Origin of the sequence: Janthinobacterium sp. PSPC3-1, assembly GCF_049896105.1 — a bacterium.
Taxonomy (GTDB): Bacteria; Pseudomonadota; Gammaproteobacteria; order Burkholderiales; family Burkholderiaceae_D; genus Janthinobacterium.
Genome location: NZ_JAFCTQ010000024.1, coordinates 15,357 through 34,056, shown reverse-complemented (window position 1 = coordinate 34,056; position 18,700 = coordinate 15,357). Strand labels below are relative to the sequence as shown.

The following is an 18,700-nucleotide window of genomic DNA, read 5'->3' as shown; positions in this document are numbered from 1 at the left end:
GCTAGTTCCCAGGTTGAGTTGCCATGCGGCGCGGCGCGTCCTGCATCGCTGCTTGCGTCTTTGCGCCGGCGCCATGCTGTGTCAAGGTGCGCAGGGTCGACAGTAGTTGTGCTTGCAGCAGGGGCTTGATGTAATAGGCATCGGCGCCCAGCGCCAGTCCCTTGCGCTCGTCCTCGATTTCGGTAGCGATAATGACAGGTACCTGGCGCCGCAGCGGATCGTTTTTCAGTTCCGCCAGCCAGTGCCAGGAGTTTTCGCCGTGCAGCAGGATGTCGAGAATGACGGCGGCGGGGCGGTCCTGCTCCCACAGCTCGACGGCTTCGCGTACGCTGCGCGCGAACATGGCGCGAAACTCGGTCTCGGCCAGGAATTTTTCATACAGCAGGCGTATCGGCGCATTGTCCTCCACCACCAGCACGGGGATGCGCTGGTCGCGCGCGGTTTCTTGCGCCGCCTGTGGCGCAGCGTCGTCGCCCGTGCCGGCGTCATGCCGGACCGGCAGGGTAACCGAAAACACCGAACCGACGCCGGGCGTGCTGTCCACGGCGACGCTGCCATCAAGCAGGGTCGCCAGATTGCGGCATAGCGGCAGCCCCAGGCCAGTCCCCTTGACCCTGCGCTGCAGGTGGTTTTCCACCTGGCTGAATTCTTCGAAGATGAATTGCTGGTCCTCGGCGCTGATGCCCAGGCCTGTGTCGGACACGGAAAAGCGGATCATGCCTTCCTGCGGCAGCGGCGTGGCGCTGACGATGATGGCGCCCGTTTCGGTGAACTTCAGCGCATTCGAGATGAAGTTGCGCAGGATCTGCGACAGCTTGCCTTCATCGGTATGCATTTCCAGCGCCGGATCGGGGTCGATGAAGGTCAGGTTCAGCGATTCGGACACCAGCAGCGGGCGCAGCATGCCGCGCAGGGCGCTGAACAGGTCGGCCACATTGAAGGTATTGGCGTGCACGTCGACCTTGCCCGCTTCGATCTTGGCCAGGTCCAGCAGGTCGTTCACCAGGTCGTTCAGGCCGACCGCGCTTTGCAGGATGAACATCACCTGTTTTTCCTGTTCCGTCGACAGCTCGCCGTCGACCCTGTCGATCAGCAGCTTGGCCAGCGCGCGGATGGAGCTGAGGGGCGTGCGGAATTCATGGCTCATGTTCGACAAGAAGCGCGACTTCATCTGGTCGGCACGGCGCAGGTGGTCGGCCTTTTCGTCGAGTTCCGCATACAGCGCCACCACCCCGCGGTTGGTGTCTTCCAGCTCGCGCGTCAGCTGCAGCAGTTCATCCTGGCGCGTCTTCAGTTCGGCCAGCGTGGCCAGCAACTCATGGTTCTGCTGCTGCACTTCGGACAAGGTGATGTCGGAAGGCAGCGCCTGCAGGCTGCCGGAGAGCGCGCCGATGGCCGGTCCGGTCAGCAGCGGCGCCTCGCGCGGGAAAAACTTTTGCAGCGTGATGTCCGTACCTTTGCCCGGCACGCTGTGTATATGGAAACGGTCCATCAGGCGGCGCGCGCCCAGGATGCCCAGGCCCATGCCGGTTTGCGACTCGTACTGGCCGGCCAGGATGTGGTCGAGCTGGGCGATGCCGGGGCCACGGTCCTCGATGCGGATGGCAAACACCTGCGGCGCCGTGCTGCCCTCGATGGCGAAGTGGATCTTGCCGGTACCGGCGTAGTTCCAGACATTGCGCGCCAGCTCCGACACCGCCGTGGCGATGCGCACCTGGTCCTGCACGCCAAAGCCTCACAGGGCGGCGATCTGGCGCGCCCGCTGGCGCGCGCCCACCACGTCGAGTTCATTGCCGATCACCGCCGTCAGGATGCGCTGGGTCATGCCGCCTCCAGCGCGTCGTGCGCGAGATGCTCGCGCAGCACCACCACGCCGACGTCGTCGCGACCACGTGTAAAATCGCGGTACAGCACGGCGGCGATCAGGGCCGGGTGGCAGTGCGACAGGCCCGGGTACTGGTCGAGATCCCAGCGCGTGTGCAGGCCATCCGAATGCATCACCAGCAAGGTGCCGGTTTGCCAGGGATGCTGGAACTCCTGCACCTTGCGCAGGTTGCTGCCGACGATGCCGTTATGCGACAGCAGATGCCGGCATTGCCCGGCATCGAAGGTGCAGGCGGCGATATTGCCGACGCCGGCATAGCGCAGTTCGCGCCGTTCGCTGTCGACATGCGCAACCGCCATGGCCGCGCCGCGCGTGCCGCCCAGCGCGGCGTGCGCCAGTTTCAAAAAAGCCCCCGGCATCGGCGCCAGGCCAGGCGCGCTGTTTTCCAGCAGGGCGCTGGCCGTTTCCGATGCCTGTGCCGCATGCGGGCCGTGGCCCAGGCCATCGGCCATCATCAGGCTCAGTTCATGGCCTTCGCACACCACGTTCCAGGCGTCGCCGCTGACTTCCTCGGAAGCCAGGGGCAGGCAGACGGCGCCGATCTGCCAGTCGGGGGCGGTGGGGATGGCGGCATTGGCGCTCGGGCCCCACACCACCATCATCAGCACCGTACCCAGGCCGGGCAGGGAATACAGGTCGAATTCCTGGCTCAGGCGGCGGATCGCGCCCAGGCCCACGCCGTAGGTGCCGGCCGTCGACTGGCCGTCCTCCATGTATTGGGCCACGTTGCGCATGCCCGGTCCCTTGTCGATGGCCAGCACCTCGATGCCGCTGGCGCCACCGCGCGTGACCTTGCGCAGCAGGATTTCACCGTGGCCGGCGTGCTTGACGATATTGGTGGCCGCTTCGCTGATGACGATTGCCAGCTGGCCGGCGCGCACGTCGTCAAAGCCGATACGGCGCGCCAGGGTCGTGCCGGCACGGCGCGCCGCGGCGATTTCGCTCGGTTCGCCGATGGCAAAGCGTTGTTGCCTGAACGCGTCCGGCGAGAGTGCGGGCAAAGGTGTGGCGAGGTTCAAAACAGCTTCCATTTCACGATCGTGACGGTGGTGCCGGCACCGGGTGCGGTGTCGATCTGGAATTCATCGGACAGGCGCTTGGCGCCGCCCAGTCCCAGCCCCAGGCCGCCGCCGCTGGTATAGCCGTCGGACAGCGCCAGCGCGATATCGGCGATGCCGGGACCCTGGTCGCTGAAACTGAGCTCGAGGCCCTGGCGGCTGCCGTCGCGCAAATAATTGATGCGGCCTTCGCCGCCGCCGCCATAGCGCAGCACATTGCGCGCCAGTTCGCTGGCCGCCGTGATGTACTTGGTCTGCTCGACCAGGCCGAAACGCATGGCGATCATGCTTTCGCGGACCTGCTTGCGCAGCCGTACCACGTCTTCATCCGTATGCAGCGGCAGCACCTGCGCCTGGCCAGGGTCACTCATGGTGCACCCGTGATGGTTGTGCGCCCATGCGCCCTCAACCCCACAGGCTGCCCCGCTCGAGCAGCTTGATCCCCAGTTCCACGTTCAGCGCCGTGCTGACGCCGTCGAGCGTCAGGCCCAGTTCCACCAGCGTGATGGCGACGGCCGGCTGCATGCCGACCACTACCGTGCGTGCGTCGAGGATCTTGGCCATCGCCGCCGTATTGCTGATCATGCGGCCGATAAAGGAGTCGACGATGTCGAGCGCGGAAATGTCGATCAGCACGCCGGTGGCGCGGTCCTTGACGATGCGCGCCGTCAGGTCGTCCTGCAAGGTCATGGCCAGGCGGTCATGCATGTCCACCTGGATCGTGACCAGCAGCAGCCGGCCCATGCGCAAAATGGGAATTCTCTCCATGGACGCCTCAGTGTTGTTGCTGCGAGTAGGTAATCGTCGAACCGGTGCGTTTCAGCGCCACCACGAAGGCGTCCGCCAGCGTGGCCTTGGTGATCACGTCTTCCAGGTTGACGCCCAGGTGCACGATGGTTTGCGCGATCTGCGGGCGGATGCCGCTGATGATGCAGTCGGCGCCCATCAGGCGTGCGGCGGCGATGGTTTTCAGCAGATGCTGGGCGACCAGGGTGTCGACCGTCGGCACGCCGGTGATGTCGATGATGGCGATCAGGGCGCCGGTATCGACGATTTTCTGCAGCAGGCTTTCCATCACCACCTGGGTGCGGGCGCTGTCGAGCGTGCCGATCAGCGGCAGGGCCAGCACGTTTTGCCACAGTTGCACCACCGGCGTGGACAGCTCCAGCAATTCCTGCTGCTGGCGCAGGATGACCTGTTCGCGCGCCTTTTGATAGATCTCGATGGTCAAGAGGCCCAGCTTGTCGAACAGGTTGCTGGTATTGACGATGGCGTCGCCGAGCAGTTCGGGCGTGCCGCTCAGGGCCGCGCGCAGGTAGCCGAACAGCGGTTCCTTGAGCGAGAAGATGAAGCTGGCCGTGTCGATCGGCGAATAGCCCTGGCGTACGCGCGACTGCGAAATCTCGGTCAGCAGCTGGCGCGTGTCGTCCCAGGCGCGCGCTTCGATGTCGAAGGAGTCGCTGGACTCCAGCGCGCTGGCCAGCGACGGCAGGAATTGTGCCGCCTGCTGGCGCAGCTCGTTTTCGGCGATCTTGTCACGGCGCATCAGGCGGCCGATCAGGTCGGCCATCCAGCCTTCCAGCAATTGGGTTTGGTGTTGGCTGATAATGCTGGCCAGTTGCCTGGCCTGGCCCGCGCCTGTCTCTGTGTTCATGCTCATCCTTGGCTGCTAATGTTGGTGTGCCGTTCGCCCCGTCAACGCCGCTCGGTAGCGGCGCCGGGACACAGTCTGTCGAGATCGGATTATAGGCTGTGCCAGCCGATTTTTGACGCACTCTTGTGTACATTACAGCAAAGGACGAGACTTTTTTACATTCATCCTGAAAAATTCAGTTTTTCATGGCGATCACCACCTTGCCTTTCGCGCGGCCCGTCTCGACATGCGCCAGCGCCTGCGCTGTGTCGGCGAACGGGAACACGCGCTCGATCACCGGCCGGATCGCGCCCGCGTCGACCAGTGCGGCGATCTGGCGCAGTTGCCCGCCATCGGCCCGCATGAACAAAAAATCATAGTGCACCTGCTGCCGGCGCGCCTTGCGGCGCACGCCGGCGCTCAGCAGGCGCACCACCAGTTTCACGAACCACGGCGCGCCCAGCTTGTGCGCAAAGGCCGGATCGGGCGGGCCGGAAATCGAGATCAGGCGGCCGCCCGGCTTGAGCACGCCCAGCGACCTGGCCAATGTGGCGCTGTCCTGGCTGTGCAGCACCACATCGTAATCGCGCAGCATGGTGGCAAAATCGTCCTTGCGGTAATCGATCACCAGGTCGGCGCCCAGTGCCTTCACCCAGGCCGCGTTCGCCGCGCTGGTGGTGGTGGCGATAAATGCGCCCAGGTGCCTGGCCAGCTGGATCGCAAAGCTGCCCACGCCGCCGGAACCGGCCTGGATAAACACTTTTTGCCCCGGTTGCAGCTTGGCGACTTCCACCAGCGCCTGCCAGGCCGTCAGCCCCACCAGCGGCAGGCTGGCCGCTTGCTCCATCGTCAGGCTGGCCGGCTTGCGCGCCAGCGCCTTTTCCTTGACGGCGATGCGTTCGGCAAACGCGCCGATGCGCATGTCGCCGGGGCGCGCATAGACCTCGTCGCCCACGTTGAAACCGCTGACCTTCGCGCCCACTTGCAGCACTGTGCCGGCCACGTCGTGGCCGAGCACCAGCGGCAGCTGGTAGGGCAGGATCAGCTTGAATTCGCCATTCCTGATTTTCGCGTCCAGCAGGTTGACGCCGGCCGCGTGCACCTGCACCAGTACTTCATCGTCGGCCAGCACCGGTTCGGCGATATCGGCCAGGCGCAGTTGCTTGCCATAGGCTTCGAGCAGATAGGCTTGCATGCTTCAGCCCTCCAGCCGCAGGTCGTTGCGCACGCCCGCGTCGAGCACGCTGGCCGGCGCGAAACGGCGCAGCAGCCGCATGCGATTGGCCAGTCCCGGCGTGTAGCGCAATTGCGGCTTGTGCGCGCCGGCCGCCTTGACGATGATCCGCGCCACCACTTCGGGGCCATCGGCGCCGGCCAGCACCTGCTTGACGCGCTGCGCGACTTTTTCGCAGATGGCGCGGTAGGCGGCCAGCGGTGCGTCGGGCGCCATCAGGTTGGCGTCGAACGGGGTATTGATATAGGCAGGTTCCACCACCGAGACGCGCACGCCCATCGTGCGCAGTTCATGGTCGAGCGCTTCCGAATAGCCGGCCACCGCATGCTTGCTGGCCGAGTACAGCGCCATGTAGGGCATCGGCAAAAAGCCCAGCACCGAGCCGATATTGATGATATGGCCGCTGACCTGCGCGCGCATGTGCGGCGCCACGGCGCGCGTCATGCGCACCAGGCCGAAAAAATTGGTGTCGAAGATGGCGCGCGCCTGCTCCAGCGAACTTTCCTCGGCGGCGGCCGGCGCCACGCCGAAACCGGCGTTATTGACCAACAGGTCGATGCGGCCGGCGCGCCGCATCACGTCGTTGACCAGCGCTGCGACCGAGTCGTCGCTGGTGACGTCGAGCGCCAGCATCTCGACGTTTGGATCGGTCTGTGTCGCCGCGCGGCGGCTGGTGCCGAAGACGCGGTAGCCGGCCTGGGCCAGGTGCTGCGCGGTGGCCTGGCCGATGCCGGACGAGGCGCCGGTAACGAGCGCCACACGCTGGGTTGCTTGATGCATGAAGGACTCCTGGTGGTGATGGTTGGTGCGATGAACGGGTTCGTGTTACTATCTTTTCAGTACGAATATTACTATCATTTTGAAAGTAAAAGTAAACACTAGCCATGAATACTGAAAATAATTCCGCCAAGGGGGCGTGTCCCATCGCCCGCAGCCTGGCCGTGTTTGGCGATGCCTGGAGCCTCTTGATCCTGCGCGACGCGCATGCCGGCCTGACCCGCTTCGACCAGTTCCGCAAGAGCCTGCGCATCGTGCCGACCATGCTGACGCGCCGCCTGGCCAGCCTGACGCAGGAGGGGCTGCTGGAAAAGCACCGCTACTCCGAAACGACGCGCGAAGAGTACTTGCTGACCGAGGCCGGGCGCGACTTGCTGCCGGTGCTGTTCATGCTGGGCGAGTGGGGCCGGCGGCATCGCTGCGACGGCCAGCTGTCGCGTATCTTCGATGCCGGGACCGGGACGGAAGTCAGGCCGGTGGTGATCGATGAAGTGACGGGCCAGCGCATCGGCACGCGTCCGCTGCGCCTGGAGGTTCCCAAAGTGTAAAAGGGCAGGGCGCAAGGCGCTCGGTTCGCCTGCGGTTTTAAACATGTATATGATTTGCATGTTTATGCGAAAAGCGCTACACTGGCATCACTCGACTTGAAAAGAACAAAGAGAACAACCATGAATATCGACAAATTCAAACATGAACACGTGGCCATCCTGTCGGCCATCGATCAGCTGCGCGGGCTGGCGCGCAGCGGCGTGGCGCTGCAATCGCAGGCGATCGCCGAACAGATCGTCGCCATGAGCGGCTTGATCAAGCTGCACCTGGCCGTCGAGCAGCGCTTCCTGTATCCGGCCGTGCAGGCGTGCGGCGTGGCGAAAGTGGCGCGCCTGGGCCGCCAGTATGAAAACGAAATGCAGGGCATCGCTGGCGACTACCTGGCCTTTGCCGGCCGCTGGAATACGGCGGTGCGCCTGGCGCAGGAACCGGAAGCGTTCCGCAGCGAGGCCAACCTGGTGCTGCACGCCCTGTACCAGCGCATGCGGCGCGAAGACACGGAGCTGTATCCGGCTGTCGAAGCCATCTGATTTTCCACATCCCCTTACCAATTTCCACAGGAGTCCTGCATGCTGACCCAGCCACAACGCGACATCGTCACCGCCACCGTCCCCATCCTCGAACAGGGCGGCGAAGCGCTGACCCGGCACTTCTACAAGGGCCTGTTCCGCGATTATCCGGAAGTGCTGCCGTACTTTAACCAGGCGCACCAGCACAGCGGCGAGCAGCAGCGCGCGCTGGCCAATGGCGTGCTGGCCTATGCGCGCCATATCGACAAGCTCGACGCGCTGGGCGGCCTGGTGGCCACCATCATCAACAAGCACGTGGCGCTGCAGATCCGCGCCGAACACTATCCGCTGGTGGGCGCCAGCCTGCTGAAAGCGATTCGCGAAGTGCTGGGCGAGGACGTCGCCACCGACGCCGTGATCGAGGCCTGGGGCGCGGCCTATGGCCAGCTGGCCGATATCCTGGCCGGCGAGGAAGGCCGCATCTATAAAGAACAGGCCAATGCGCCGGGCGGCTGGAGCGGCGCGCGCGATTTTCAGGTCGTCAGCAAGGTGGAAGAGAGCGAAGAGATCACCTCGTTCCTGATGGCGCCGGTGGACGGCAAGCCGGTGCTGGCCTTTGCGCCGGGCCAGTATATCGGCGTGGTGGTCAGCGTCGACGGCGTGCCGATGCGGCGCCAGTATTCGCTGTCGGCCGCCAGCAATGGCGAGACGTACCGCATCAGCGTCAAGCGCGAGCCGGGCGGCAAGGTATCGAATTATTTTCATGACCAGGTACAGGCGGGTGGCACGGTGCAGCTGACGCCGCCGTCGGGCGAGTTCGTGCTCGCCGAGTCCAGCAAGCCTCTGGTCCTGATCAGCGGCGGCGTGGGCATCACGCCGACCCTGGCCATGCTGGCGCAGGCGCTGCGCGGCACGCGCCCGGTGCACTTCATCCATGCGGCGCGCCACCACGGCGTGCATGCGTTCCGCGCGCAGATCGACGCGCTGGCCGCGCAGCATCCGCAACTGAAGCGCTTTTACTGCTACGCCGAGCATGGCGGCGCGGAGCATGCGCCGGACGCGATCGGTTTGCTGAACCGGGAGACCCTGGCCGCGTGGTTGCCTGCCTCGCGCGATATCGACGCCTATTTCCTGGGGCCGCAACCGTTCATGCGCGCCGTGAAAGGCTATCTGCGCGAGCTGGGCGTGCCGGAAAGCCAGACCCACCACGAGTTTTTCGGCCCCGCGTCCGCCCTGAACTGAAAATGAAGAAAACCTGCCCGCCGTAAGGGGCGGGTAAGCCTCGCCCTTTATTGTGAAGCCAAGCTCGAAACAAAAGAGCATGGTTTCATATAAATGGAGGCAACAAAATGCAAGACGATCTGGTTCAAAAAATCAAGGGCGACCCCAATTATCACAAGCTGGTCAAGGTACGCTCGACGTTCGGCTGGTGGCTGACAGCCGCGATGATGGTGGTCTATTACGGCTACATCCTGCTGATCGCCTTCAACAAGGAATTTCTCGCCTCGAAAACCGGCGCCGGCGTGATGACCTGGGGCATGCCGATCGGCCTGTTCGTGATCGTCTTTACGGTCGTGGTGACCGGAATTTATGTCAGCCGCGCCAACAAGCAGTTCGACGACCTGACGGCCGCCATCGCCAAGCGGGTGCAAGCATGAGCGCCGCCAGCCAATTCCGGCGCGGCCTGGCCGCATTGACCCTGTTGGCCGGCAGCGGCAGCGTGCTGGCCGCCGGCGCCGACCTGGGCCAGGCGGTGCAGCAACCGACCAACTGGACCGCGATCATCATGTTCGCCGTGTTCGTCATCTTTACCCTGTTCGTCACCAAGTGGGCGGCCGCCAAGACCAAGTCGGCCTCCGACTTCTATACGGCCGGCGGCGGCATCACCGGCTTCCAGAACGGCCTGGCGATCGCCGGCGACTATATGTCGGCCGCCTCGTTCCTCGGCATTTCCGCCGCCGTGTTCCTGAACGGCTACGATGGCCTGATCTACGCCATCGGTTTCCTGGTCGGCTGGCCCATCATTACCTTTTTGATGGCCGAACGCCTGCGCAACCTGGGCCGTTATACCTTTGCCGACGTCGCGGCGTATCGCTTCAAACAGGCGCCGATCCGCATCTTTTCCGCTTCCGGCACGCTGGTGGTGGTGGCGTTTTACCTGATCGCGCAGATGGTCGGCGCGGGCCAGCTGATCAAGCTGCTGTTCGGCCTGGAATACTGGATCGCCGTGGTGCTGGTCGGTACCTTGATGATGATCTACGTGCTGTTTGGCGGCATGACGGCCACCACCTGGGTGCAGATCATCAAGGCGGTGATGCTGCTGGGCGGCGCCACCTTCATGGCCGTGGCCGTGCTGGCGCAGTTCAACTTCAGCCCGGAAGCGCTGTTCGCCAAGTCGGTTGACGTGCACGCCGCCAAGGAAGCCATCATGGGCCCCGGCAGCTTTATCAAGGACCCGATTTCCGCCATCTCGTTCGGCATGGCGCTGATGTTCGGCACGGCCGGCCTGCCGCACATCCTGATGCGTTTCTTCACGGTGCCGAGCGCCAAGGAGGCGCGCAAATCCGTGTTCTGGGCCACCACCTGGATCGCCTATTTCTACATCCTCACCTTTATCATCGGTTTCGGCGCCATCGTGCTGGTCAGCACCAATCCCGAGTTCAAGGATGCGGCCGGCAAACTGCTGGGCGGTAACAATATGGCGGCGGTGCACCTGGCCAAGGCGGTTGGCGGCAATGTGTTCCTGGGCTTTATGTCGGCCGTGGCCTTCGCCACCATCCTGGCGGTGGTGGCCGGCCTGACCCTGTCGGGCGCCTCGGCGGTGTCGCATGACCTGTACGCCACCGTCATCAAGAAGGGCAAGGCCACCGGCGCGAATGAGTTGAAAGTGTCGCGCGTGACCACCATCGTGCTGGGCATTATCGCCGTGGTGCTGGGCATCGCGTTTGAAAAGCAGAACATCGCCTTCATGGTCTCGCTGGCCTTCGCGATTGCCGCTTCGGCCAACTTCCCGGTGCTGTTCATGTCGGTGCTGTGGAAAGACTGCACCACGCGCGGCGCCACCATCGGCGGCTTCCTCGGCCTGATCACTGCCGTCGGCCTGACGGTGGTCTCGAAATCCGTATGGGTCGACGTGCTGGGCCATCCGGAAGCGCTGTTCCCCTACGCTTCACCGGCGCTGTTCTCGATGACGGCCGGTTTCGTCGGCATCTGGCTGTTCTCGGTGCTCGACAAGAGCCCGCGCGCGCGCATCGACCGCGCCGGCTACGAAGCGCAGCAAATGCGTTCGGAAACGGGCATCGGCGCCGCCGGCGCCAGCGCGCATTGATGTAACCGGCATGGCGTGAAGCAAGGGCCGGTGCGCAGTCCAGCGCACCGGCCTTTTTTTTCTGCACGCCAAATAAACACCCGGTCTGGCGGCAATCGTGGCATAGTCTCCGGTTACGCCTGACTGGAGCCTGAAGTTGTATGGATACGTCCCCGACCTTTCCCTGTGACGCCGCCCAGGGAGGTCCCCAGGCTTTCGAGCCGTTTCTGCAGGCCATGCCCATGCCCTGTGTGGTGATGACGCCACAGATGGTCATCATTTCCGCCAATCCCGCTTATTTGCGGCTGGCCGGACGCAGCGCGGCCGATATCCTGGGCCGCAATATCTTCGATGCCTTTCCCGGCAATCCCCACGATCCGCATGCCGATGGCGCGGCCAATCTGCGTGCCTCGCTGCTGCGTGTGTGCGCTACCGGGCGCGCCGACAAGATGGAATTGCAGCGCTACGATGTCGCCACGCAGGAAGATGGCGGCGATTTCCAGACCCGCTACTGGAAGCTGCAGAACGCGCCGGTGCCGGGTGCCGATGGCGCCGTGGCCTACCTGCTGCATATGGTCGAGGAGCTGACGGATTTCTACCTGCCGCGCAAAAACACCTTGCGCGATGTGCTGGCCAACCTGGCCGACGCGCTGCGCGACCTGAAGAGCGAGAGCGAGATCGGCCATGCGGCGTCGGCCATCCTGGGCGAGGCGCTGGCCACCAGCCGGGTCGGCTATGGCACCATCGATCACGCCAGCGATACGCTCGGCGTCGTGCGCGACTGGTGCGCGCCCGGCGTCGGGACCCTGGCCGGCACCACCGAGCTGCGCAGCTATGGCTCCTTCATCGATGACCTCAAGCGCGATCGTTTCATTGCGATTGCCAATGTCGACCACGATCCGCGCACGGCGCCTGCGGCGGCCATGCTGCGCGCGCGCGATGCGGCCGCCTTTGTCAATGTGCCGGTGGTGGAAGATGGCGTACTGGTCGCCGTGCTGTTTGTCAACGACGCGCGCGAGCGGCACTGGACGGCCGAAGAGCTGGTGCTGGTCAAGGAAGTGGCGGCGCGCATCCGCATCGCGGCCGAGAGAGAGCGCGGCGCGGCGGCACTGAGCCAGAGCGAAGCGAAGTTTCGCATCATCACCGACGCCATGCCGCAGATGGTGTGGTCGGCCTTGCCGGACGGCTACCACGATTACTACAACGAGCAATGGTACCGCTATACGGGCGTGCCGCCTGGCTCGACCAACGGCAGCGGCTGGAACGATATTTTCCATCCCGACGACCGCGCGCGCGCCTGGGACGCCTGGCACGATAGCCTGGCCAGCGGCAAGGTCTATGAAATCCAGTACCGCTTGCGCCACCACAGCGGCGTCTACCGCTGGGTGCTGGGCAGGGCCTTGCCGGTGCGCGACCACTTTGGCGGCATTACACGCTGGATGGGCACCTGCACCGATATCGACGACCAGAAGCGGGCCGAGGACGAGCTGCGCCGGCTCGGCGTGCGCAAGGACGAATTTCTGGCAATGCTGGCGCACGAGCTGCGCAATCCGCTGGCGCCCATCAGCAGCGCGGCGCAGTTGCTGATGCTGGGTGCAAGCGACCCGCAGCGCGTGCAAAAATCGGCCGGCGTGATCCAGCGCCAGGTGCGCCACCTGACCAACCTGGTCGATGATCTGCTCGACGTGTCGCGCGTGACGCGCGGCCTGGTGCGGCTGGACCGGCGCGTGCTCGACCTGCGCGAGGTGCTGCATGGCGCCATCGAACAGGTGCGCCCGGCGATCGAGGTGCGCGGCCACCAGCTGGCGCTGGCCTTGCCGCCGGCGCCGCTGCCGGTGCATGGCGACCGGACCAGGCTGGTACAGGTGGTGGCCAACCTGCTGGCCAATGCCGCCAAATATACGCCGCCCGGCGGCCATCTCGGCCTGTCCCTGCGGCTCGAAAACGGCCAGGCCTGCATTACCGTCAGCGACGACGGCATCGGCATGTCGGCCGATTTGCTGCCGCATGTGTTCGAGCTGTTCGTGCAGGCCGAGCGCACGCCGGACCGCGCCCAGGGTGGCCTGGGGCTGGGCCTGGCGCTGGTGCAGCGCATTGCCCAATTGCATGGCGGCAGCGCGCGGGCGCGTAGCGGCGGGCTGGGCCAGGGCAGCACCCTGACTGTCTGTCTGCCGCTCTCCAGTGCGGCGGCGCACGACAGCGTGCCGGTGCAGGCAGGCGCGGCGGACACCTTGCCGCCGGCTGGTGCAAGCTTGCCGACACTGTTGCTGCTGGACGACCACGTCGATGGCGCGCAGATGCTGGGCGCCTTGCTGCGGGCGCGCGGCTTCGAGGTGACCATCGTCCATGACGGCGCCAGCGTGCTGCGCCTGGCGGCCGCGCGCCATTTCGACGTGTATATCCTCGATATTGGTTTGCCCGGCATGGATGGCTATGAGCTGGCGCGGCGCCTGCGCGCCAGCGCCGATACCGCCCGGGCGCGGCTGCTGGCGCTGACCGGCTACGGCAAGGCGGAAGACCGCCAGCGCGCGCTGGACGCCGGTTTTGATCATCACCTGGTCAAGCCGGTGGATTTGCCGGCGCTGCTTGCGCTGCTGGTCAGCCCGCCGCAGTCCTGAACCGGCCGGTTTCAGTTCGCCAGTTTCAGGGGAATCACGCCCGCCAGCGCGGCCGGCGCCGGCGCCAGGATGGTCGCCAGGGTCACCTGGTCCAGTACGGCCAGGAAGGCCCCCGTGGCCTGGCCGAGTGCTGATTTCAGCTTGCAGTCGGGTGTCAGCGGGCAGGTATTGTTTTCCTTGTTAAAACACTCGGCCATGAAAAAATCGCTTTCCGTTTCCCTCACCACGGTACCGATATTGATCTCGGACGGCTCGCGCGCCAGGCGCAGCCCGCCGTTGCGGCCCCGCACGGTTTCCACGATGCCGGACAGGCCCAATTGATGCACCACCTTCATCAGATGATTTTTTGAAATCAGGTGCAGGTCGGCGATATCCTGGATGGTGACCAGCCGGTCGCGGTTGGCGCCCAGGTACATCAGGGTGCGCAGGGTGTAGTCGGTATAGGCGGTCAGTCGCATGGCAAGTTGAGGTTGTAAAGATGTGGAATACATCCTTGTTTCTTGCGCCAGCATACAGCAAAAGAACGTCGTTTTCATGGCGTGCGGATGAAAAGCAGATTGCATTTCGGCTAAATGCGTAGTAAATTTTCATATTGTTGGAGCAAGAACCCACGAACAAGCAGGCAGCAAGCCCTGTAACACCCTTTTTGCATGGAAAAAGGGCGCATAATGAAGGAGATGCCAGGGCATTGAAGTAAATTTACTACAAATTGAAGAATGTGTTTTCCTTGACGGAAAGTGCATATGCGCAATCAGTGCGGTCCGCTTGCGGCTGCCCCGGGAATGACTACCATGCAAATGAATGAAGTAAAAGACGAACTGCTCAGCAGTGATATCCGCCAGCTGGGCCGCCTGCTGGGCGACGCCATCCGCAGCCAGCTGGGCGATGCCGCCTTCGACGGCATCGAAAACGTGCGTCAGTTGGCGATCCGTTTTCGCCGCGACAATGATGAAGCGGCGCGCGCGCAATTGTCCGACGCGCTGGAAAGCATGTCGCAGGAAGAAACCACGCAACTCATCCGCGCCTTCAGCTACTTCTCGCTGCTGGCCAATATTGCCGAAGACCAGCACCATATCCGCCGCACGCGCGCCCATCTGATCGCCGGCTCGCCGCCGCGCCAGGGCAGCTTGCGCCATGCCGTCGGCAATGTGTTTGACGCCGGCAAGGCCGATGCGCTGGAAACGTTTTTCGACGACGCGTTTGTCAGCCCCGTCTTCACGGCGCACCCGACCGAAGTACAGCGCAAGAGCATCCAGAATTGCCAGCTGGCCATCGCGCGCCTGCTGAACGAACGCGACCGCGTGCAGATGACGCCCGAGGAAGCCGAGCAGAACGAGGAAGCGCTGGGGCGCGGCATCGTCACCCTGTGGCAAACGCGCTTGCTGCGCACCACCAAGCTGTCGGTGATGGACGAGGTGGAAAACGGCCTGTCCTTTTACGACCATACGATCTTGCGCGAACTGCCGCAGCTGTATTCCTCGCTGGAAACCATGCTGGCCCAGCGCGATGCGCGCTGGGAAGACGTCGAATTGCCCAACTTTATGAAGGTGGGCAGCTGGATCGGTGGCGACCGCGACGGCAACCCGTTCGTGACGGCCGATATCCTGCGCAGCACCTTGCAGCAGCAGGCCGGCAAGGTCTTCGGTTTCTACCTGGAAGAATTGCGCAAACTGGCTTCGCAACTGTCGCTGGCGCAAAAACTCAATGGCTGCAGCGCGGACCTGGCGGATCTGGCCGAACGCTCGGCCGACGCCTCGCCGCACCGCGCCGATGAACCCTACCGCCGCGCCCTGCACGGCGTGGTGGCGCGCGTGGAAGCGGCGCGTTTTGTTCTTTGTGGCAAGGGCAAGCAGGCTGACGGCGTGCAGCCATACGCCTCGGCCGGCGAACTGCTGGCCGACCTGGACGTGGTGCATCACTCGCTGGTGGCCAACGGCCTGCGCGCGCTGGCCCGTGGCCGCTTGCGCCAGCTGCGCCGCGCCGTCAAGGTGTTCGGCTTTTCGCTGGCGCCGCTGGATCTGCGCCAGAATTCCGACGTACACGAGCGCGTGGTGGGCGAACTGTTTGCCGGCGTGCAGCCTGGCCTGGCCTACCTCGAGCTGGACGAAGAAGCGCGTATCGCCTTGCTGCTGAAGGAACTGGCTTCGCCGCGCCTGCTGATGTCGCCGTATGCGCAGTATTCGGAAGAAACCACGGGCGAGCTCGACATCTTCCGCGCCGTACGCGAGGCGCATGCGAAATATGGCCGCGAGTCGGTGCCGAACTGCATTATCTCGAAGGCGGCCAGCGTGTCGGACCTGCTGGAAGTGGCGCTGCTGCTGAAAGAAGTGGGTCTGCTGCGCCAGGACAAGCTGGAAGTGGACGTCAATATCATCCCGCTGTTCGAAACCATAGCCGACTTGCGCGCCGGCCCGGCCATCATGGCGCGCGCGTTTGGCCTGCCGTTCTACGGCGGCCTGCTGGCCTCGCGTGGCCGCCAGCAGGAAGTCATGCTGGGCTATTCGGACAGCAACAAGGACGGCGGTTTCCTGACCTCGGGCTGGGAACTGTACAAGGCGGAGATCGAACTGGTCAACGTGTTCAGGGAGCACCAGGTCAAACTGCGCTTGTTCCATGGCCGCGGCGGTTCGGTCGGCCGTGGTGGCGGCCCCAGCTATGAAGCCATCCTGGCCCAGCCGGCCGGCGCCGTGCAAGGCCAGATCCGCCTGACGGAGCAGGGCGAAGTCATTACCGCCAAGTATGCGAATCCGGAAGTGGGGCGCCGCAACCTGGAAGTGCTGGTCGCCGCAACGATCCAATCGACCCTGCTGCCGCAAGAACAGCTGCAGCCTAGCGCCTCGGCCGGCGCCGGCCATCTGGCCGCGATGGAAGAACTCTCGGGCACGGCGTTGAACGCGTATCGCGAGCTGGTCTACGGCACCGAAGGCTTCGAGCAGTATTTCTGGGAGTCGACCGTGATCGCGGAAATCGCCGCGTTGAATATCGGCAGCCGCCCGGCCTCGCGCAAGAAATCGACCTCGATCGAAGACCTGCGCGCGATTCCCTGGGTCTTGAGCTGGGCGCAATGCCGTTTGATGCTGCCGGGCTGGTTCGGTTTCGGTTCGGCCGTGCAAGCGTATGTCAAGGCGCATCCGGACACGGGCGCCGAACTGCTGCGCGGCATGTACCAGGACTGGCCATTCTTTACCTCCCTGCTGTCGAACATGGATATGGTGCTGGCCAAGAGCGATATCGCGATTGCCGGCAAGTATGCCGAGCTGGTCAAGGACGAAGCCTTGCGCACGGCCATTTTCACGCGCATCCGCGCCGAATATGCGGCCACGCTGGACGCCCTGAAACTGATCACGGGCCAGGAAGAGTTGCAGCAAGCCAACCCGCTGCTGCAGCGTTCGATCCGCCACCGCTTCCCGTATATCGACCCGCTCAACCACGTGCAGGTGGAATTGCTGAAACGCTTCCGCGAAGGCAAGCAGGACGCGGCGGCACGTACGGGCATCCATTTGTCGATCAATGGCATTGCGGCGGGCTTGCGCAACAGCGGTTAAGTATTCTCTCCCCAACAGTGTAATCGGCCAGCCCACAAGGCTGGCCGTCGCATGACCTTTTATAGAAAGCACCCATCATGACTCTGCAAACCCAGCAACGCGCGACCAAGATCGTCGCCACCATCGGCCCCGCCTCCAACGACATCGACACCCTGGTGCGCATGTTCAAGGCCGGCGTCGACGTGGTGCGGCTGAATTTTTCGCACGGCAAGGCGCAGGACCATATCGACCGCGCGCGCATGGTGCGCGAAGCGGCGACCCTGTGCGGCCGCGAAGTGGCCATCATGGCCGACTTGCAAGGTCCGAAAATTCGCGTCGGCAAGTTTGAAGAAGGCAAGATTTTCCTGGAAAACGGCGCCAAGTTCGTGCTGGACTCGAAATGGGGCGAAAACGGCGAACTGGGCAACCAGGAACGCTGCGGCCTGGACTACAAGGAACTGCCGCGCGACCTGCGCGCCGCCGACGTGCTGTTGTTGAATGACGGTCTGATCGTGCTGACGGTCGACAAGGTCATCGGCAGCGAAATCCACACCACCGTGAAAATCGGCGGCGAGCTGTCGAACAACAAGGGCATCAACCGCCAGGGCGGCGGGCTCTCCGCACCGGCACTGACGGCAAAAGACATGGAAGACGTCAAGACCGCCATGAGCTTCCAGGCCGACTACGTGGCCGTGTCGTTCCCGAAAAACGCCACCGACATGGTGATGGCGCGCCAGCTGGCCAATATCGCCGGCGAAGCGTGGGACCACAAGCCGATGATGATCGCCAAGATCGAGCGCGCCGAAGCGATTCCCGCGCTGCAGGAAATCCTCGACGCCTCCGACGGCATCATGGTCGCGCGTGGCGACCTGGCCGTGGAAGTGGGCAATGCGGCCGTGCCGGCCCTGCAAAAGCGCATGATCAAGATGGCGCGCGTGTCCAATAAACTGGCCATTACCGCCACGCAGATGATGGAATCGATGATCGTCAACGCCGTGCCGACCCGCGCCGAAGTATCCGACGTGGCCAACGCCGTGCTGGACGGCACCGACGCCGTGATGACCTCGGCCGAGACCGCGTCGGGCCGCTATCCGATCGAAACCGTCGAAGCGATGGCCGCCATCTGCCTGGACGCGGAAAAATGGGACACTGTCAAGCTCGATGCCGATTTCCTGAACGCCACCTTTACCCGCATCGACCAGTCGATCGCCTATGGCGCCCTGTTCACCGCCTACCACCTGCGCGTGAAAGCCATCGCCACCCTGACGGAGTCGGGCTCGACCGCCTTGTGGATGAGCCGCTGCAATATCGATATCCCCATCGTGGCGCTGACGCCCAGCGTGGCCACGCGCCGCAAGCTGGCCTTGTACCGCAACGTCAGCACCATCGAACTGGGTTCGGGCACCGACCGCGACAAGGTCCTGAGCCAGGCCGAAGCGCTGCTGGTCGAGCACAAGGTGGTGTCGAAAGGCGACACCGTGGTACTGACCTGGGGCGAGCCGATGGGCAAGGTGGGCGGCACCAACTCGCTGAAGATCACCAAGATCGGCCAGCATTGAACTGAGTAATTTGTAACCCCGTTGAAGCCCGCTTGCCACTGGAAGCG

At 64.1% G+C, this 18,700-nt stretch carries 16 protein-coding genes; 8 read left to right on the top strand and 8 right to left on the bottom strand.

Annotated features, from left to right (window positions below):
* Position 1: 1 nt before the first annotated feature.
* The 7 genes from ACP7B7_RS21705 to ACP7B7_RS21675 form a co-directional block, all read right to left on the bottom strand.
* Complete coding sequence (locus ACP7B7_RS21705) at positions 2 to 1,726, bottom strand: ATP-binding protein (protein WP_426078039.1); 1,725 nt, start codon at positions 1,724 to 1,726, stop codon at positions 2 to 4.
* Positions 1,727 to 1,821: 95 nt separating this feature from the next.
* The gene (locus ACP7B7_RS21700; protein ID WP_426078038.1) at positions 1,822 to 2,904 is read right to left on the bottom strand and encodes an ATP-binding protein; all 1,083 of its coding nucleotides are present in this window, start codon (positions 2,902 to 2,904) and stop codon (positions 1,822 to 1,824) included.
* Positions 2,901 to 3,314, bottom strand: a complete 414-nt coding sequence (locus ACP7B7_RS21695; RefSeq protein ID WP_426078037.1) for an anti-sigma regulatory factor — start codon at positions 3,312 to 3,314, stop codon at positions 2,901 to 2,903. The genes ACP7B7_RS21700 and ACP7B7_RS21695 overlap by 4 nt, the downstream gene beginning before the upstream one ends.
* A gap of 34 nt (positions 3,315 to 3,348) precedes the next feature.
* Positions 3,349 to 3,711, bottom strand: a complete 363-nt coding sequence (locus ACP7B7_RS21690; RefSeq protein WP_426078036.1) for an STAS domain-containing protein — start codon at positions 3,709 to 3,711, stop codon at positions 3,349 to 3,351.
* A gap of 7 nt (positions 3,712 to 3,718) precedes the next feature.
* Positions 3,719 to 4,597 (bottom strand): STAS domain-containing protein, encoded by an 879-nt coding sequence (locus ACP7B7_RS21685; protein ID WP_426078035.1) that lies wholly within the window; start codon positions 4,595 to 4,597, stop codon positions 3,719 to 3,721.
* Positions 4,598 to 4,772: 175 nt separating this feature from the next.
* On the bottom strand, positions 4,773 to 5,771 hold the full coding sequence (locus ACP7B7_RS21680) for an NADP-dependent oxidoreductase (protein ID WP_426078034.1): 999 nt from the start codon (positions 5,769 to 5,771) through the stop codon (positions 4,773 to 4,775).
* A gap of 3 nt (positions 5,772 to 5,774) precedes the next feature.
* Entirely contained in the window at positions 5,775 to 6,590 is an 816-nt protein-coding gene (locus ACP7B7_RS21675) for an oxidoreductase (protein ID WP_426078033.1), read from the bottom strand.
* A gap of 104 nt (positions 6,591 to 6,694) precedes the next feature.
* Between ACP7B7_RS21675 and ACP7B7_RS21670 the strand changes: the two genes are divergently transcribed.
* From ACP7B7_RS21670 to ACP7B7_RS21645, 6 genes are all read left to right on the top strand, one after another.
* Positions 6,695 to 7,135 (top strand): winged helix-turn-helix transcriptional regulator, encoded by a 441-nt coding sequence (locus ACP7B7_RS21670; protein WP_426078032.1) that lies wholly within the window; start codon positions 6,695 to 6,697, stop codon positions 7,133 to 7,135.
* Positions 7,136 to 7,255: 120 nt separating this feature from the next.
* Complete coding sequence (locus ACP7B7_RS21665) at positions 7,256 to 7,666, top strand: hemerythrin domain-containing protein (protein ID WP_426078031.1); 411 nt, start codon at positions 7,256 to 7,258, stop codon at positions 7,664 to 7,666.
* A 39-nt stretch (positions 7,667 to 7,705) separates the two neighbouring features.
* On the top strand, positions 7,706 to 8,887 hold the full coding sequence (gene hmpA, locus ACP7B7_RS21660) for an NO-inducible flavohemoprotein (RefSeq protein WP_426078030.1): 1,182 nt from the start codon (positions 7,706 to 7,708) through the stop codon (positions 8,885 to 8,887).
* A gap of 107 nt (positions 8,888 to 8,994) precedes the next feature.
* The gene (locus ACP7B7_RS21655) at positions 8,995 to 9,303 is read left to right on the top strand and encodes a DUF485 domain-containing protein (protein WP_426078029.1); all 309 of its coding nucleotides are present in this window, start codon (positions 8,995 to 8,997) and stop codon (positions 9,301 to 9,303) included.
* Entirely contained in the window at positions 9,300 to 10,973 is a 1,674-nt protein-coding gene (locus ACP7B7_RS21650) for a cation acetate symporter (RefSeq protein WP_426078028.1), read from the top strand. Before ACP7B7_RS21655 ends, ACP7B7_RS21650 begins: the two co-directional genes overlap by 4 nt.
* 140 nt (positions 10,974 to 11,113) lie before the next feature.
* Positions 11,114 to 13,570 (top strand): ATP-binding protein, encoded by a 2,457-nt coding sequence (locus ACP7B7_RS21645; RefSeq protein ID WP_426078027.1) that lies wholly within the window; start codon positions 11,114 to 11,116, stop codon positions 13,568 to 13,570.
* A gap of 11 nt (positions 13,571 to 13,581) precedes the next feature.
* On the opposite strand, the gene ACP7B7_RS21640 is transcribed toward ACP7B7_RS21645, so the two are convergent.
* Positions 13,582 to 14,028 (bottom strand): RrF2 family transcriptional regulator, encoded by a 447-nt coding sequence (locus ACP7B7_RS21640; protein WP_426078026.1) that lies wholly within the window; start codon positions 14,026 to 14,028, stop codon positions 13,582 to 13,584.
* Between the two features lie 333 nt (positions 14,029 to 14,361).
* Between ACP7B7_RS21640 and ppc the strand changes: the two genes are divergently transcribed.
* Complete coding sequence (ppc, locus tag ACP7B7_RS21635; protein ID WP_426078025.1) at positions 14,362 to 17,115, top strand: phosphoenolpyruvate carboxylase; 2,754 nt, start codon at positions 14,362 to 14,364, stop codon at positions 17,113 to 17,115.
* A 77-nt stretch (positions 17,116 to 17,192) separates the two neighbouring features.
* The gene (gene pyk / locus ACP7B7_RS21630) at positions 17,193 to 18,653 is read left to right on the top strand and encodes a pyruvate kinase (protein ID WP_426078024.1); all 1,461 of its coding nucleotides are present in this window, start codon (positions 17,193 to 17,195) and stop codon (positions 18,651 to 18,653) included.
* Positions 18,654 to 18,700 lie beyond the last annotated feature (47 nt).

Excerpts from the sequence above, each read along its gene's own strand:
- pyk (WP_426078024.1), top strand. The coding sequence starts at position 17,193 with ATGACTCTGCAAACCCAGCAACGCGCGACCAAGATCGTCGCCACCATC.
- ACP7B7_RS21690 (WP_426078036.1), bottom strand. The coding sequence starts at position 3,711 with ATGGAGAGAATTCCCATTTTGCGCATGGGCCGGCTGCTGCTGGTCACG.
- ACP7B7_RS21655 (WP_426078029.1), top strand. The coding sequence starts at position 8,995 with ATGCAAGACGATCTGGTTCAAAAAATCAAGGGCGACCCCAATTATCAC.
- ACP7B7_RS21665 (WP_426078031.1), top strand. The coding sequence starts at position 7,256 with ATGAATATCGACAAATTCAAACATGAACACGTGGCCATCCTGTCGGCC.
- ACP7B7_RS21670 (WP_426078032.1), top strand. The coding sequence starts at position 6,695 with ATGAATACTGAAAATAATTCCGCCAAGGGGGCGTGTCCCATCGCCCGC.
- ACP7B7_RS21685 (WP_426078035.1), bottom strand. The coding sequence starts at position 4,597 with ATGAACACAGAGACAGGCGCGGGCCAGGCCAGGCAACTGGCCAGCATT.
- ACP7B7_RS21675 (WP_426078033.1), bottom strand. The coding sequence starts at position 6,590 with ATGCATCAAGCAACCCAGCGTGTGGCGCTCGTTACCGGCGCCTCGTCC.
- ACP7B7_RS21695 (WP_426078037.1), bottom strand. The coding sequence starts at position 3,314 with ATGAGTGACCCTGGCCAGGCGCAGGTGCTGCCGCTGCATACGGATGAA.
- hmpA (WP_426078030.1), top strand. The coding sequence starts at position 7,706 with ATGCTGACCCAGCCACAACGCGACATCGTCACCGCCACCGTCCCCATC.
- ppc (WP_426078025.1), top strand. The coding sequence starts at position 14,362 with ATGCAAATGAATGAAGTAAAAGACGAACTGCTCAGCAGTGATATCCGC.
- ACP7B7_RS21645 (WP_426078027.1), top strand. The coding sequence starts at position 11,114 with ATGGATACGTCCCCGACCTTTCCCTGTGACGCCGCCCAGGGAGGTCCC.
- ACP7B7_RS21640 (WP_426078026.1), bottom strand. The coding sequence starts at position 14,028 with ATGCGACTGACCGCCTATACCGACTACACCCTGCGCACCCTGATGTAC.
- ACP7B7_RS21680 (WP_426078034.1), bottom strand. The coding sequence starts at position 5,771 with ATGCAAGCCTATCTGCTCGAAGCCTATGGCAAGCAACTGCGCCTGGCC.
- ACP7B7_RS21650 (WP_426078028.1), top strand. The coding sequence starts at position 9,300 with ATGAGCGCCGCCAGCCAATTCCGGCGCGGCCTGGCCGCATTGACCCTG.